The organism is Herbaspirillum sp. Her4 (genome assembly GCF_057961335.1).
This window is the reverse complement of the sequence record NZ_CM176330.1, coordinates 2175773-2190272: the sequence shown is the minus strand read 5'-3', so window position 1 is coordinate 2190272 and position 14500 is coordinate 2175773. Positions and strand designations below refer to the sequence as shown.

General features: G+C 62.7%; 13 protein-coding genes and 1 pseudogene. 12 read left to right on the top strand and 2 right to left on the bottom strand.

From position 1 onward, the window contains the following. The first annotated feature begins 6 nt into the window (after window positions 1-6). The 11 genes from ACWFUC_RS09955 to ACWFUC_RS09905 all read left to right on the top strand — a co-directional run bounded on the left by ACWFUC_RS09955 (window position 7) and on the right by ACWFUC_RS09905 (window position 12657). Window positions 7-2388 (top strand): aldehyde dehydrogenase family protein, encoded by a 2382-nt coding sequence (locus ACWFUC_RS09955; RefSeq protein WP_489624805.1) that lies wholly within the window; start codon window positions 7-9, stop codon window positions 2386-2388. Between the two features lie 190 nt (window positions 2389-2578). Further along, the gene (locus ACWFUC_RS09950) at window positions 2579-3031 is read left to right on the top strand and encodes an RbsD/FucU family protein (protein ID WP_489624804.1); all 453 of its coding nucleotides are present in this window, start codon (window positions 2579-2581) and stop codon (window positions 3029-3031) included. Window positions 3032-3033: 2 nt separating this feature from the next. Beyond that, window positions 3034-3996, top strand: coding sequence for a ribokinase (rbsK, locus tag ACWFUC_RS09945; protein ID WP_489624803.1), 963 nt, complete (start codon window positions 3034-3036; stop codon window positions 3994-3996). A gap of 25 nt (window positions 3997-4021) precedes the next feature. Beyond that, window positions 4022-5029, top strand: a complete 1008-nt coding sequence (locus ACWFUC_RS09940; protein ID WP_489624802.1) for an ABC transporter permease — start codon at window positions 4022-4024, stop codon at window positions 5027-5029. Window positions 5030-5079: 50 nt separating this feature from the next. Continuing rightward, window positions 5080-6087, top strand: coding sequence for a substrate-binding domain-containing protein (locus tag ACWFUC_RS09935; RefSeq protein WP_034331985.1), 1008 nt, complete (start codon window positions 5080-5082; stop codon window positions 6085-6087). A gap of 90 nt (window positions 6088-6177) precedes the next feature. Next, entirely contained in the window at window positions 6178-7740 is a 1563-nt protein-coding gene (locus tag ACWFUC_RS09930; protein WP_489624801.1) for a sugar ABC transporter ATP-binding protein, read from the top strand. Between the two features lie 9 nt (window positions 7741-7749). Next, on the top strand, window positions 7750-8802 hold the full coding sequence (locus ACWFUC_RS09925) for an ABC transporter permease (RefSeq protein ID WP_039789138.1): 1053 nt from the start codon (window positions 7750-7752) through the stop codon (window positions 8800-8802). Window positions 8803-8980: 178 nt separating this feature from the next. After that, on the top strand, window positions 8981-9541 hold the full coding sequence (locus ACWFUC_RS09920; RefSeq protein ID WP_489637588.1) for a DUF3455 domain-containing protein: 561 nt from the start codon (window positions 8981-8983) through the stop codon (window positions 9539-9541). 94 nt (window positions 9542-9635) lie between these two features. Further along, window positions 9636-10184, top strand: coding sequence for a sigma-70 family RNA polymerase sigma factor (locus ACWFUC_RS09915; protein ID WP_204724949.1), 549 nt, complete (start codon window positions 9636-9638; stop codon window positions 10182-10184). Continuing rightward, a complete protein-coding gene (locus tag ACWFUC_RS09910; RefSeq protein WP_489624800.1) occupies window positions 10181-10888 on the top strand; it encodes an anti-sigma factor in 708 nt (235 codons plus the stop codon). Before ACWFUC_RS09915 ends, ACWFUC_RS09910 begins: the two co-directional genes overlap by 4 nt. Before the next feature lie 212 nt (window positions 10889-11100). Beyond that, window positions 11101-12657, top strand: coding sequence for an EAL domain-containing protein (locus ACWFUC_RS09905; protein WP_489624799.1), 1557 nt, complete (start codon window positions 11101-11103; stop codon window positions 12655-12657). Window positions 12658-12781: 124 nt separating this feature from the next. On the opposite strand, the gene ACWFUC_RS09900 is transcribed toward ACWFUC_RS09905, so the two are convergent. Next, complete coding sequence (locus ACWFUC_RS09900) at window positions 12782-12913, bottom strand: hypothetical protein (RefSeq protein ID WP_489624798.1); 132 nt, start codon at window positions 12911-12913, stop codon at window positions 12782-12784. Window positions 12914-13328: 415 nt separating this feature from the next. Continuing rightward, window positions 13329-13847 (bottom strand): cyclin family protein, encoded by a 519-nt coding sequence (locus ACWFUC_RS09895; protein WP_489624797.1) that lies wholly within the window; start codon window positions 13845-13847, stop codon window positions 13329-13331. A 72-nt stretch (window positions 13848-13919) separates the two neighbouring features. On the opposite strand from ACWFUC_RS09895, the pseudogene ACWFUC_RS09890 reads away from it, so the two are divergent. Next, window positions 13920-14487 (top strand): annotated as a pseudogene (locus ACWFUC_RS09890) (IS5 family transposase); the annotation flags it as partial. Between the last annotated feature and the right edge of the window lie 13 nt (window positions 14488-14500).

Sequence of the window (14500 nt, the reverse complement as noted above, 5' to 3'; positions counted from 1 at the left end):
AGCACAATGAGCGTTTCCACCTATTTCGACACCATGGATTACGGCCCCGCCCCCGAGAGTGACAAGGATGCCCGCGCCTGGCTGGCCAGCCACGAGGCCTCGTTCGGCCACTTCATCGCGGGACGTTTCACCCAGCCCGGCGGCCAGCTGGAAGATCTGGATCCGGCCAGCGGCAAGCGGCTGGCGCACCTCACGCAAGGCTCGGCGGCGGATGTGGATGCCGCCGTCAACGCCGCCCACGCCGCGCTGGCCGGGTGGCAGGCGCTGGGCGGCCATGGCCGTGCGCGTCACCTCTATGCGCTGGCCCGCACCGTGCAACGCCACGCCCGCCTGCTGGCCGTGCTGGAGACCATGGACAACGGCAAGCCGCTGCGCGAATCGCGCGATGTGGACGTGCCGCTGGTGGCGCGTCACTTCTATCACTACGCCGGCTGGGCGCAACTGCAGGAAAGCGAATTCCCGGATCATGTTCCGGTGGGCGTGGTCGGCCAGATCGTGCCGTGGAATTTCCCGCTGCTGATGCTGGCCTGGAAGATCGCCCCGGCGCTGGCGCTGGGCAATACGGTGGTCCTGAAACCCGCCGAAGACACCTCGCTGACGGCCCTGCTCTTTGCCGAACTGGCACAGCAGGCCGGGCTGCCAGCGGGCGTGCTCAACATCGTCACCGGCGATGGCAGCACGGGCGCGGCCATCGTCGCGCATCCCGGCATCCAGAAAATCGCCTTCACCGGCTCCACCGAAGTGGGCCGCCTGATCCGCGCACAGACCGCCGGCAGCGGCAAGTCGCTGACGCTGGAGCTGGGCGGCAAGTCGCCCTTCATCGTCTTCGATGATGCCGATATCGATGCCGCCATTGAAGGCGTGGTCGATGCGATCTGGTTCAACCAAGGGCAGGTCTGCTGTGCCGGTAGCAGGTTGCTGGTGCAGGAAGGCATTCACGATCTCTTCATCGCGCGGCTCAAAAAGCGCATGGAAAAACTCAAGATCGGCGCACCGCTGGACAAGTGCAGCGACATGGGTGCGCTGATTTCCCCGGTGCAGTTGGAACGCGTGCGCCGCCTGGTCGAGCAGGGTGTGCGTGAAGGTGCGCAGTGCCATCAGGTGGCGCTCGATGTGCCGCCCGGCGGCTGCTTCTATCCGCCCACGTTGCTGACCGGCGTGCATCCCGCTGCCACCGTGGCCACCGAGGAAATCTTTGGCCCGGTGCTGGTGGCGATGAGTTTCCGCACGCCCGACGAAGCCGTGCAATTGGCCAACAACAGCCGCTATGGACTGGCCGCCAGCGTCTGGAGCGAGACCATCGGGCTGGCCTTGGGCGTGGCCCCGCAGTTGAAAGCGGGCGTGGTGTGGATCAACAGCACCAACCAGTTTGATGCGGCCGTCGGTTTTGGTGGCGTACGCGAATCCGGCTATGGCCGCGAAGGAGGACGCGAAGGCTGCTACGAATACCTCAAGCCGCGCCATCGCCTGAACCGCGCGCAACGCAATACTGCATCGGCCACGCCGGCCAGCGTGCGCAAGGACTCTCCGCTGCAAGGCGGCCTGGTCGACCGCACTGCCAAGCTCTACATCGGCGGCAAGCAGGTCCGTCCGGATGGCGAAGTCTCCATGCCTTGCCACGCGGCCAGTGGCGAACGTCTGGAAGACGTGGGCCTGGGCAACCGCAAGGATATCCGCAACGCTGTCGCCGCTGCCGTCAAGGCCGGTGGCTGGAGCAGCGCAGCTGCCCATCGCCGCGCCCAGGGGCTGTATTACATCGCGGAAAACCTGTCAGCGCGCGCCGATGAATTCGCGCGCCGCATTGCCCTCACCACGGGCGTCTCCGCCGAGGCCGCGCGGGCCGAAGTGGACGCCGCGATCAAGCGCCTCTTCAGCTATGGCGCCTGGGCCGACAAGTACGACGGTGCCGTGCACCAGCCACCCCTGCGTGGCGTGGCCCTGGCCATGCCGGAAGCCATCGGCGTGGTCGGCGTGGTCTGTCCGGAAGAACAGCCGCTGCTGTCCTTCATCAGCCTGGTGGCGCCCTTGATCGCCATGGGCAATCGCGTGGTGGCCGTGCCGAGCCAGCAGGCAGCGCTTGTCGCGACCGACCTCTATCAGGTACTCGATACTTCCGACCTGCCCGGCGGTGTCATCAACATCGTCACCGGCAAGAGCGCCGAGCTGCTCACCGTACTGGCCGAGCATGACGAGGTCGATGCCCTGTGGGTACGCGGACCGGCCGAGTTCTCGGCGACGGCCGAGCGGCTGTCCGTCGGCAATCTCAAGCGCTGCTTCGTGGATCACGGCGAGGTCACCGACTGGCACGATGCTGCACAGGCTGAAGGCAGCGAATATCTGCGTCAGGCCACGCACGTCAAGAACATCTGGATTCCTTATGGCGAATGAAAACCTTGTGCTTCAGCGCAATACGGTTTTCCTGACGAAGTCCTGACGATATGCTGACTAATAAACCGAAAGAAATGAAATCTTGAAATATTAGTTTTTTACGGTGAACAATCAAGCTGAACAAGGACTCCCAAGCAACAAGATTTAGACTTATTCTATAAGCATACTTATAAAATCCACAGGAGACGACATGCTTAAAAATCTGCATCCTTTATTGAACGCCGATGTGCTCTACGCCTTGCGCGCGATGGGCCACGGTGACGAACTGGTCTTGTGCGACGCCAATTTCCCGGCCGACTCGGTGGCCCGACAGACGGTGCTGGGCAAGGTGCTGCGCATCGATGGCGTGGGCACCACCGACGCTGCGCGCGCCATCCTCTCGGTGCTGCCGCTGGACAATGCCGTGGAGCAGCCGGTGCGGCGCATGGAGATCATGGGCGAACCCGCCACCATCCCTCCGGTACAGCAGGAACTGCAACACGAAGTCAACCAGGCTGAAGGCCGCGAACGTCCGCTCGGGTCCATCGAGCGCTTCGCCTTCTACGAAGCGGCCAAGAAAGCGTATTGCGTGATCGCCACCGGCGAGCGCCGCTTCTACGGCTGCTTCCTGCTCAAAAAAGGTGTGTTGCCACCGGAGGCGTGAGCATGACTTCTCTCTCGCACAAGACCGGCGTGGCCGTGCTGGGCATCTACGTGGCCGACCTCGCTTTCCGCGCACCGGGCATGCCCGGCCTGGGCCAGACCATCGCCGGCACCGGCTTCGCCATGGGGCCCGGCGGCAAGGGCTCCAACCAGGCCGTGGCCGCTGCGCGCGTCGGTGCGCCGGTGCGCTTCATCTCGGCCATCGGCAAGGATTCCTTCGGTGACTTCGCGCTTTCGCTGTGGCGTCAGGAAACCATCGCGCCGCATGTGCGCGTGATCGAGGATGCTCCCACCGGGGCGGCCTTCATCTACGTCAACGATGCCAGCGGCGACAATGCCATCATCGTGGTACCAGGTGCCGCCTCGCAACTGTCCACCCAAGATGTGGAACGCGAACACCAGGCCATCGAAGCGGCCAGTGTCTTCGTCACCCAGCTGGAGCAGCCGCCCGAGGCTGCGCTCACCGGCCTGCAGATCGCCCGGGCGGCGGGCACCACCACCGTCTTCAACCCGGCCCCGGCGCTGGACTTCCCGCCGCAGATCTATGGCCTGTGCGATTTCATCACCCCCAATGAACATGAAGCGGCCCTGCTGACCGGTATCGAAATCCACAACGTCGACGATGCGCGCCGCGCTGCCGACGTGCTGCTGGAACGCGGCGTGGGCTGCGCCCTCATCACGCTGGGCGCGCAGGGTGCCTTGCTGCACAGCCGCTCGCAATCGCTGCATCTGCCGGCCCTGTGCGCAGGCACCGTGGTGGAGACCGCCGGCGCGGGCGATGCCTTCAACGGCGCGTTCGCCGCCGGACTGGCCGAAGGCATGAGCGCAGAACAAGCCGCGCGGCTGGCCACGGCGGTGGCGGCCATTTCGGTCACCCGCCCCGGCACCGCCCCGTCCATGCCCAGCCGCCAGGAAGCGCTGGCGCTGCTGCAGGCCAACGCCGGTGCGCTGGCGCAGGCGCAATGACATTCCCCCGCAAGGTGAACCTACCATGAAACTGAAGATCTCCGACCCGCAACTGCTGTTCCTGCTGGTCATCAACCTGGCCATCCTGCTGGTGGCCACCGTGTTCTCGCGCGGCGACTTCCTGGACCTCTACAACTTCCAGTCCATGGCCAGCCAGCTGCCTGAACTGGGCCTGCTGGCCATCGGCGTGGCGCTGGCGATGATCTCCGGCAATGGCGGCATCGATCTGTCCGGCATCGGCCTGGCCAATCTGGCCGGCGTCGTGGCCGCAGCCACCATGCCGCTGCTGGTGGCCGCGCCCGATGCGGCACCGTGGACCTATACCCTGGGCTTCATCGCGGTGGCACTGGTCACCGGACTGGTGGGCGGTGCGCTCAACGGCTGGCTGATTTCGCGCGGCAATCTGACGCCGATCCTCTGCACGCTGGGCACGCAGATGATCTTCACCGGACTGGCCGTGGTGCTGACCAATGGCTCCAGCCTGCGCATCAGCGTGGTCGATCCGATCTCGGCCATCGGCAATGAATCGGTGCTGGGCGTGCCGATCCCCTTCATCATCTTCGTCGCGCTGCTGCTGGCCGTGGGCTGGCTGATGCGCTACAGCCTGTTCGGCATCAAGCTCTACCTGCTGGGCACCAATGCGCGCGCAGCACGTTACGCGGGCATCTCGCAGAATCGCCTGCGCTTTGCCACCTACACCTTGAGCGGCGTGCTGGCTTCGGTGGCCGGCGTCATCATCGCCGCACGCACTGCCAGCGTGAAGGCCGACTATGGCAACTCCTACCTGCTCATCGCCATCCTGATCGCGGTGATGGCCGGCATCCGTCCGCAAGGCGGCTACGGGCGCATGGTCTGCCTGTTCTTCTCGGCGCTGGCGCTGCAGCTGCTGTCCTCGACCTTCAACCTGCTGGAGATTTCCAACTTCTTCCGCGACTGCGCCTGGGGCTTGCTGCTGCTGTGTTTCCTGGCCTCGGCGCGGGTCAGCTGGCGTGATTTTTTCCCGAATTCAAACGCGCAATTGCGCAAGTCTTGAACAGCACCCCGCCTGTCAAGATCCATCCACATAGTGGGGAAACTGGAGACATGATGAACAAGAAATCGGCTTGCGTACTGGGTTCGGCTCTGGCAGCCATCGGCTTTGCCAGCGCGCTGCAGGCGCAGAACAAACCCATCGATATCGTCACCGTGGTCAAGATCACCGGCATCAGCTGGTTCAACCGCATGGAAGTGGGCGTCAAGGAATTCGCTGCCGCCAATCCCGGCGTGACCACGCGCCAGATCGGCCCGGCCCAATCGGATGCCGCCCAGCAGCAACGCCTGGTGGAAGACCTGGTGGCCAAGAAGGTCGATGCCATCGCCGTGGTGTCGATGGATCCACCGACCCTGGAGCCGGTCTTGAAGCGCGCCTTGGATCGCGGCATCAAGGTGGTCACCCATGAAGCCGACAACCAGAAGAACACCCTGGTCGATATCGAAGCCTTCGACAACACCGCCTATGGCGCACGCCTGAATGACCGCCTGGCCGCCTGCATGGGCGAGACCGGCAAGTGGTCGTCGCTGGTCGGTTCGCTGGGCAGCCAGTCGCAGGTGCAGTGGGCTGATGGCGGCGCCTCCAATGCCGCCAAGAAGTATCCCAAGATGACCCTGGTGGATGCCAAGAACGAATCGGCCAACGATGCCGAGAAGGCCTACGCCAAGGCCAAGGAAATCCTGCGCAAGCATCCTGACATCAAGGGCTTCCAGGGTTCGTCGTCGCTCGACGTGCTGGGTATCGGCCGCGCCGTGGAAGAAGCCGGCCTGCAGGGCAAGGTCTGTGTCTATGGCACCGGCCTGCCGAGCGAAGCGGCCAAGTTCCTGGAGTCGGGTGCCGTGGGTGGCATCGCCTTCTGGGATCCGAAGGATGCCGGCCTGGCCATGAACAAGGCCGCCATGATGCTGGTGCAGGGCAAGAAAATCACCGACGGCATGGACCTGGGCATTCCCGGCTACAACAAGGTCAGCGTCAAGAAGGGTCCGGGCGTGGGCGTGATCGTCACCGGCCAGGCCTGGGTCGAAGTGGACAAGAAGAACTACAAGCAGTACGCGTTCTGATCGCGGCCTGATCAGACCCACCGGACATCCGCCGCGCGCCCGCATCATCATCCCGGCCACGGCGGATGTCCTTCGTCATCGCGTTGGACTATGAGCACTCACGACACTTCCCGCCCCGACGGCGCGCCTGCCCAGGAATTCCTGCGGCTGCAGGGTATCCACAAGCGCTTTGCCGGGGTGCATGCCCTGCGCGGCATCGATCTGACCATCCACGCCGGCGAGATCTATCATCTGCTGGGCGAGAACGGCTGCGGCAAAAGCACCATGATCAAGATCATCGCCGGGGCCCAGCCGCCCAGCGAAGGAGAAATCTTCATCCAGGGCGAACGCGTGGCCGAACTCACGCCGCTGGCCTCGCTGTCGCTGGGCATCGAGACGGTGTATCAGGATCTCTCGCTGCTGCCCAACATGAGCGTGGCCGAGAACGTTGCCCTGAGCGCCCAGTTGGTGCGCCATCAGGGGCGGCTGGCACGCCTGTTCGATCGCGGCGCCCTGAACGACACGGCGGCGCGCGCCCTGCGCGCGGTCAATCTGCCGGCCACGGCGGCGTTTCTCGATACGCGCGTGGACGAGCTGCCCATCGCCACCCGCCAGTTGATCGCCATCGCCCGCGCGATTGCCACCAGCGCGCGCATGGTCATCATGGATGAACCGACTACCTCGCTCACCCAGAAGGAAGTCGATGCGCTGGTCAAGGTCATCAACGGCCTGCGCGCCAATGGCGTGGCGGTGCTGTTCGTGAGCCACAAGCTCGATGAATGCTTTGCCATCGGCGGCCAGGCCATCGTTTTCCGCGATGGCGAAAAAGTCGCGCAAGGACCGATCCAGACCTTCACCAAGGCCCAGCTGGGCCAGCTGATGACCGGCAAACAGTTGAGCGAGGAGCGCTATCGCGTCGACGCCCAATTGCAGAAGACCCGCCTGGAAGTCACGGCCCTCACGCGTCGCGCCGCCTTCGAGGATGTCAGCTTCACCTTGCATGAAGGCGAGATCCTGGGCATCACCGGCCTGCTTGATTCGGGCCGCAATGAACTGGCCCTGGCGCTGGCCGGGGTCGAACCGGCGCATGGCGGACAGATCGTGCTGGACGGACAGAGACTGTCGCTGCGCGCGCCCGGCGATGCGATCACGCATGGCATCGGCTACGTACCCGAGGATCGCATCAGCGAAGGCCTGTTCCTCGACAAATCGATTCGCGACAACATCATCACCACCATCCTGCGCAAGATGCGCGGCAAGTTCGGCGCACTCGATGCGGCGGCCTGCCAGCGCTTCTCGGTGGACACGGTCAGGCAATTGCAGATCGCCACCCCGGACGTGGATCGTCCGGTGCAGTCGCTCTCCGGCGGCAACCAGCAGCGCGTGCTGATCGGCCGCTGGCTGGCCATCAATCCGCGCGTGCTGATCCTGCACGGGCCGACGGTGGGCGTGGATGTGGGTTCCAAGGACATCATCTACCGCATCATCCAGGACCTGGCAAAACAGGGCATGGGCGTCATCCTCATCAGCGACGACCTGCCCGAGCTGCTGCAGAACTGCGACAACCTGCTGCTGATGAAGCGCGGACGCATCGTGCGCCGCTTCGAGGTGGAGGGCTTGTCCGAGAGCGACCTCGCGCACGACCTGGTCTCCGAACAAAGCCACGAACATTGAGAACCGAGCATGGATGCAAGCACTTTGACCCGCCAGAACGCCCACACCGACACCAGTCCCGCCCTGCCCCCGCGCAGTGCGGCAGCCAGCCTAGGTGCGCTGCTCAAGAAAAACCCTTCGCTGTTCACCTTCGTCCTGATCCTGCTGGTGGTGGTGACGGTGGCCCTGATCAATCCCGCCTTCTTCCAGCTGGCGGTGCTGTTCGACATCGTGCGCGCCTGCACCACGCTGGGCCTGTTTGCGCTGGGCGTGATGATCGTGCTGGCCGCCGGTGGCATCGACGTCTCCTTCGCGGCCATCGCGGCGCTCACCATGTATTCCATCACCAAGGTCGTGATGACGTATTTCCCGGAGACGCACATCGCCGTCATCCTGCTGGCCGGTGCGGCCGGCGGCACCGCGCTGGGTGTGCTCAACGGGCTGCTGGTGGACTGGCTCAAGGCGCCCTCGCTGATCGTCACCATCGGTACCCAGTATCTCTATCGCGGCATCCTGCTGACCTTCGTCGGGACCGTGTTCTTCATGAACGTGCCGCATGCCATGGACCAGTTCGGCAAGCTGGCCCTGGCGCGGCATGACACGGCCAGCGGCCTGCACGCCGTGCTGCCCGCCACCGTGCTGGTGCTGGTGCTGGCCAGTGCGCTGACCTGGTGGCTGCTCAACAAGACCCTGATGGGGCGCGCCGTCTACGCCGTGGGCGGCAGCCTGGCCATCGCCGAACGGCTGGGCTACAAATTGCGTTCGGTGCATCTGTTCGTGTTCGGCTATGCCGGTTTCCTGTCAGGACTGGCGGGCATCGTGCACGTCTCCAGCACACGCCTGGCCAATCCCTTCGACCTGGTGGGCAGCGAGCTGGATGTGATCGCCGCCGTGGTCCTGGGCGGTGCGCGCATCACGGGCGGCCATGGCAGTGTGGTGGGTACGCTGCTGGGCGTGCTGCTGGTGACCCTGATCAACAACGTGCTGATCCTGGCCGGCGTGCCCAGTACCTGGCAGAAAGCCATCATTGGCGGCTTCATCGTGCTGGCGGGTGCGGTGTTCGCGCTGCGGCGGGAGAAGTAGAATTTCCCGTTAAAAATACTCACCAATTCTCCCGCCCATCTTTTTTTAAAAAATATTTTCAAATCACTGCATCCAGATCGGCTCCTCGCGGGTAGTACCTCATGTCAGCCCCGTTGTCGCGCATGCGGCGGCGGGCTGCACGAGACAACCATCCATTTCAAGAAACAAGGAGCCCATCATGCAAACTGCCATCCTGTCTACCCGTTCCCTCCGTATCGCCCTGCCCCTGGCCGCGGCCCTCACGCTGGCGGCCTGCGCGCCCATGTCGACCATGTATTCGCAGGACAGCCTGCCGGACGCCGTCAAGGTCCCGGCCGGCAACAAGGTCGTGCTGCAGACCGTGGGCGTGGGTGAGATCCTCTATGAATGCCGCGCCAAGAAGGACATGCCCGGCCAGTTCGAATGGACCTTCGTCGGCCCCGATGCCGTGCTCAAGGATCGCAGCGGCATGCAGGTCGGCCATTACTACGGCCCGCCGGCCACCTGGGAGAGCAGCGACGGATCCAAGGTGACCGGTGCGCAGGTCGCGGTGGCCCCGGCTGGCACCGGCAATATCCCGCATCAGCTGGTCAAGGCCAATCCGGCTACCGGCATGGGTGCGATGACGCAGACGACCTATATCCAGCGCGTCGCCACCAAGGGTGGCGTGGCACCGGCTGATCGCTGCGACATGGGTTCGGCGGGTGCCAAGCAGAAGGTGGGCTATCAGGCCGACTATATCTTCTGGAAGGCTTCCTGATGCGAGCGTAATCCACGCCATAACCTCGCTATAATCCAGGTCACCCCGGCCGGACGTTCCGGCCGGGCAACCTGCGACCGGAGCCTGATTTCGCGTGACTGACGTCCCCGCCTCCTTCGATCATGAAGCCGCCCTGCTGGCCTGCGCGCGCGGCGAGCGCCGTGCATTGCAGGCGCTTTACGAACACGAGGGCCGCACTCTGCTGGGGGTGGCCTTGCGCATCGTGCGTGATCGCGCACTGGCCGAGGACGTCCTGCATGACGCCTTCCTCAATCTGTGGAACCGCGCCGCCAGCTTCGACCCGGCGCGCGGAGCGGCACGCGGATGGATCTACACGGTAGTACGCCATACGGCACTCAATCGCATCCGCGCCATGCAGCACGAAGTCGCCGCCGGTGATGACCTGGAAGAACTGGCCGACCGCGCCGAGCCCGCCGTGGATGCACCCGAGTGGCAAGCCGACCTCGGCCGGCTGGACGAGTGCCTGGGCCAGTTGAGCGATGCCAAACGCGCCAGCATCGTCTACGCCTATGTCGATGGCTGCACCCATGGCGAAATCGCTGAGCGCCTGCAAGCGCCGCTGGGATCGGTGAAGGCATGGATCAAGCGCGGCCTGGCCGCGCTGCGGGAGTGTATCGGATGAATGCATCACACGATGAACTGCAATGGCTGGCGGCCCAGTACGTGCTGGGCACGCTGCCGCACGCACAGCGCCAGGCGGTGGAACAGCGCCTGGCCACGGACGGCGCACTGCGTGCCGCCGTCGATGAATGGGAAACCAAGCTGCATCCCCTGACCGCACTGGCCGAGCCGGTGCAGCCCTCGGCCAGCCTGTGGCAGCGCATCGAGCGCAGCCTGCCCATGCCGGCCCCGGTACGTCAGCGTGGCGGCTGGCATGCATGGTGGGAGAGCGTGCAATTCTGGCGCTGGAGTACCGGCGCGGCGCTGGCCTGCTCGCTGCTGCTGGCCGTGCTCATGCTGCGTGCCGAGCCGCCGACGCGTGCGCCGGCCTACATGGTGGTGCTGGTGGCGCCGCAGGACAAGGCCCCCGGCTGGGTGGTACAGACCGGTGGCAGCGGCCGCCTCAACCTGATCCCTCTGGGCGTGGCCACCGTGCCGCAGGAGAAGGCGCTGCAATTCTGGACCAAGGGGGCCAACTGGAACGGCCCGGTCTCGCTGGGCATCGTCAAGCCTGGCAAGACCCAGGAAGTCCCGTTGGACAAGCTGCCACCGCTGCAGTCGGACCAGCTCTTCGAGATCACCCTGGAGCCGGGTAACGGCTCGCCCACGGGCCGTCCGACCGGCCCCATCCTCTACATCGGCCGCGCGGTCAAGATCACTTCCTGAGACCGGCGCGATGGCGCATGGCGTGAGCCAATCCGCGTGGCAGCGAGGACTGGCGAGATTCGTGGATGGCGCGCATCACTTGCGATGCGCGTTCCTACCGGGCGCTGGGAAATCGTCGCAAAACACGATGCAAAACAATCGCCAACGAAAAAAACCGAATAAGGAGACGCGGTTTTAAATTAAGCTTGCGCGAAATAATTACTGTCTCAGCAATGAATCGCAAAGTCTTCCGGCGCGTTTCCTCCTGGAAAATTCTCCTCTGGGCCTGCACCAGCATGGTCGGAGGCGTCTTTCTGGCGCAGCTCGCGCTGACCGTTTCGGAGATCCGCCACATCGACGCCTCGTCGATGCAGGCCTTGCAGCGTGCGGAAGACGCCGGACGCGCCACCGCCGATGCGCTGCGCCGGGCCGAAGCGAGTCCCTTCGAGATGTGCTCGGAGGGCGACCTTACCATCCTGCGCAACATCACCTATGCCAACAGCTATGTGGCCGACCTGGGCCGCATCGAGCAGGGCGTGGTGCGCTGTACGGCGCTGTGGGGCAAACTGGACAAGCTCACCCGCCTGCCTGAGCCGCACTATCATGCGCGCGGCGGCTTCAGCGTGTGGAGCCATCAGGAAGTGCTGCAGACGCATTACCAGACCAACCTGGTGGCCCTGAACCGCAGCCTGGCCATCGCCTCGCCCTCGACCTTCGATCTCAATCGTTTCTATCAGGATGTATCGCTGCGCATCACCAACGGCAACGGCACGCACACCTATGCCGAGCGCGACGGCCTGCGCTACAACCCGGCCGGCGCGATGGACCTGCTGCCCGGCATCGACATCACCGAATGCAGCCGCGACATGGCCCTGTGCGCCAAGGCAAGCGCGCGCCTGCACTGGTTTGCGCTGGCCCAGCCCTTGAGTTTTGTGGCGCTGCTGGCGGGCAGTTTCCTGCTGGGTGCGCTGGCCTACCTGATGCATCTGCGCCTGCGCCGCAATCAGGGTGTCGTGGAGAAGCTGCGCGAGGGCATCGCCAATGACGAGATCGTGCTGCTGTACCAGCCCATCGTCTGCGTGCGCGACCTGAGCCTGAAGGGATACGAAGCGCTGGCGCGCTGGCGCCCGGCGGATGAACCCGAGATCGGCCCGGACATCTTCGTCCCGCTGGCGGCGCAAAACCGGCTCAGCACGGCGCTCGCGAAGGTGGTACTGGCGCGTGCGCTGCGCGAGATGCAGGATCTGCTGCAGGCCGATCCGATGCTGGTGCTGGCGGTCAATACCGAGGTGGCCGACATCGAGGATGCGGACTTCATCGAGTTCGCGCTCGAACTGACGGCGGCCACGCCGGGCCTGCGTCCGCAATTGCATCTGGAAGTCACCGAGCGTGCCGACATCCGTTCGGCCACTTTCACACAGAACATCGAGCTGTTGCGCCAGGCGGGCTTTGCGATCTGGATCGATGACTTCGGTACCGGCAGTGCCAATCTGTCGCATCTGTCCTATGCGCAGTTCGACGGCATCAAGATCGACCGGCTTTTCACCAGTGCCTTGAGCACCGGTTCACCGCTGCGCTCGGTGGTCCCCAACCTGCTGCGCCTGGCCACCGAGCTGGAGCTGAAGGTGGTCATCGAGGGCATCGAGACGGAAGAGCAATTGCAGCTCATACGCAGCATCGCACCGCAGATTCATGCGCAGGGCTGGCTGTTCAGCAAGGCGATGGAATTGCGCGAGGTGCTGCAGCAGCGGCAGCCTTATACGCTGGAGGAGTTCGGCCTGGCGGCGTGAGCGGGATGCTTGCGCTCAAGGGCTGTGGCCGTCTTTCCAGACATCGACGATGAGCACGACGCGTTTTTTGAAAATCGGGGGATAGTTTTTTACCGGTGAAGCCGCCAGTGTCTGCGCCTGCATGTCAGCGGAACAGAAAATCTCCAACGACGTCGACAATCACATTGCCCAGAAAACCGAAGCCACCGCCCGGCTTGGGCTTCCACAACAACCAAGCCAGGATAAAGACAATCAACAGAAAACCTGTCAAACGCACGTATTGCTCCGATACACAATCAATTGAAACAGCATCCTGAACTGACTCGATAAAACTATTTATATAGTTTTCACACAACGGCAAATACTAGATCAAACCCAACATCGACTTGATCGTGTTGTTCATTTCCACGTACTCGTCATAAGTCATTCGAGGATCATCATTCAGAACAACGTACACGCCATCCAGCACGGGAGTAACCAATGGGCAAACTCCTTCAAGCCTCGCGATGACTTTCTCAGGCCCATATCCTAGCGCGCGATGACAAAGCTCTAAGACCCAAAACTGAGCTGGATAAAGTGTAAATAAGTTGTTACGGCCATCGACATTTATTTCCTTATTTTCTCGAAGCTTTGACCTGCGTCGGTTGCTTATAGCAACTTCCAGCACCTCATATCTATAAAATCCTCGCGACTTAAACTAGTCCGTATTCGCGAAGCTCCCTCTCGGTAGCAAATTCGTATTCCCGCTTGCCGCCAGTATCTTGTGCGGCATCAAAATACCAGCCAAATCCGCATGTCTTGCATAGAAGCAGAAGCTTGCCATCGCATTTATTCTTGAAGACCGCAATGGAATAACCGTTACATCTTGGGCACTCACCATCGACTTCAGGCATAAGCAATGCTTCTAATGAATCGCGAATGAACATCGCTACAAAGGCGAGATCTTTCAGACTCAGTTTGCTCACTGTCCTTCTAAAATGCTCTAACTCTCTCCCCCGTAATGAAGATTTCGATACCGGATAATCTTCCAATTTGAACTGAGAAAATTTATCAAGACCATAGTCGCTGAAAGGCGGGCTCATCATTTTCTCCTGATGACTTTCAATCCATCTCAACAGAACCGTTAGCGTCGCACGAGGCTCCGCCTTGTCCGACAAGGCTTCCACTTTCTGCTGTAGATCTCTCAAATCACTATTTGTTAAAGCCTTCATCAACTATCTGCTTTCGCGAAGGGCATATACGCACGATCCGGGATGGTGATGCCGACATACAGGAGTTCGAGGCAACGCATACACGAGACGCTCCTCGCGGAACTACGTCGACGTGGTGAAGTCGATTTGACGCGTGCTCTCGTCGATAGCTCGTCGATTCGGGCCATGCTGGCGAAAAAAATAACAGGCCCGAATCCCACGAACCGGCGCAAACTTGGCAGTAAGCATAATCTCATCGTCGACGCGCAAGGCATCCCGCTCGCGGTCATCCTGACCGGCGCGAATCGCTACGACATTACCCAGCTCGACCCACTTGTCGAGGCGATTCCGCATATACGAGGAAAGCGCGGACGCCCTCTGCACAAACCGAAAATCGTTCAAGGTGACCGAGGCTACAGTTCTGAGCAACACCGTCAGCGCCTGCGAGCCCGTGGCATCAAACCGATGCTCGCAAAAATCTACGCGCCATGGCAGCAGGCTTGGTAAAACCCGTTGGCCGGTCGAACGCTCGATTGCTTGGCTGCACTCGTTTCGGCGCCTGAAGATTCGTTACGAACGCTATGCTCATATCCACGAAGCCTTCCTGTCATCGGCTTGCGGCTCGATATTCTGGACACGGTTAAAAAAACTTTTACAATAATTTCGCAACAGCC

Excerpts from the sequence above, each read along its gene's own strand:
- ACWFUC_RS09955 (WP_489624805.1), top strand. The coding sequence starts at position 7 with ATGAGCGTTTCCACCTATTTCGACACCATGGATTACGGCCCCGCCCCC.
- ACWFUC_RS09950 (WP_489624804.1), top strand. The coding sequence starts at position 2,579 with ATGCTTAAAAATCTGCATCCTTTATTGAACGCCGATGTGCTCTACGCC.
- rbsK (WP_489624803.1), top strand. The coding sequence starts at position 3,034 with ATGACTTCTCTCTCGCACAAGACCGGCGTGGCCGTGCTGGGCATCTAC.
- ACWFUC_RS09940 (WP_489624802.1), top strand. The coding sequence starts at position 4,022 with ATGAAACTGAAGATCTCCGACCCGCAACTGCTGTTCCTGCTGGTCATC.
- ACWFUC_RS09935 (WP_034331985.1), top strand. The coding sequence starts at position 5,080 with ATGATGAACAAGAAATCGGCTTGCGTACTGGGTTCGGCTCTGGCAGCC.
- ACWFUC_RS09930 (WP_489624801.1), top strand. The coding sequence starts at position 6,178 with ATGAGCACTCACGACACTTCCCGCCCCGACGGCGCGCCTGCCCAGGAA.
- ACWFUC_RS09925 (WP_039789138.1), top strand. The coding sequence starts at position 7,750 with ATGGATGCAAGCACTTTGACCCGCCAGAACGCCCACACCGACACCAGT.
- ACWFUC_RS09920 (WP_489637588.1), top strand. The coding sequence starts at position 8,981 with ATGCAAACTGCCATCCTGTCTACCCGTTCCCTCCGTATCGCCCTGCCC.
- ACWFUC_RS09910 (WP_489624800.1), top strand. The coding sequence starts at position 10,181 with ATGAATGCATCACACGATGAACTGCAATGGCTGGCGGCCCAGTACGTG.
- ACWFUC_RS09905 (WP_489624799.1), top strand. The coding sequence starts at position 11,101 with ATGAATCGCAAAGTCTTCCGGCGCGTTTCCTCCTGGAAAATTCTCCTC.
- ACWFUC_RS09895 (WP_489624797.1), bottom strand. The coding sequence starts at position 13,847 with ATGAAGGCTTTAACAAATAGTGATTTGAGAGATCTACAGCAGAAAGTG.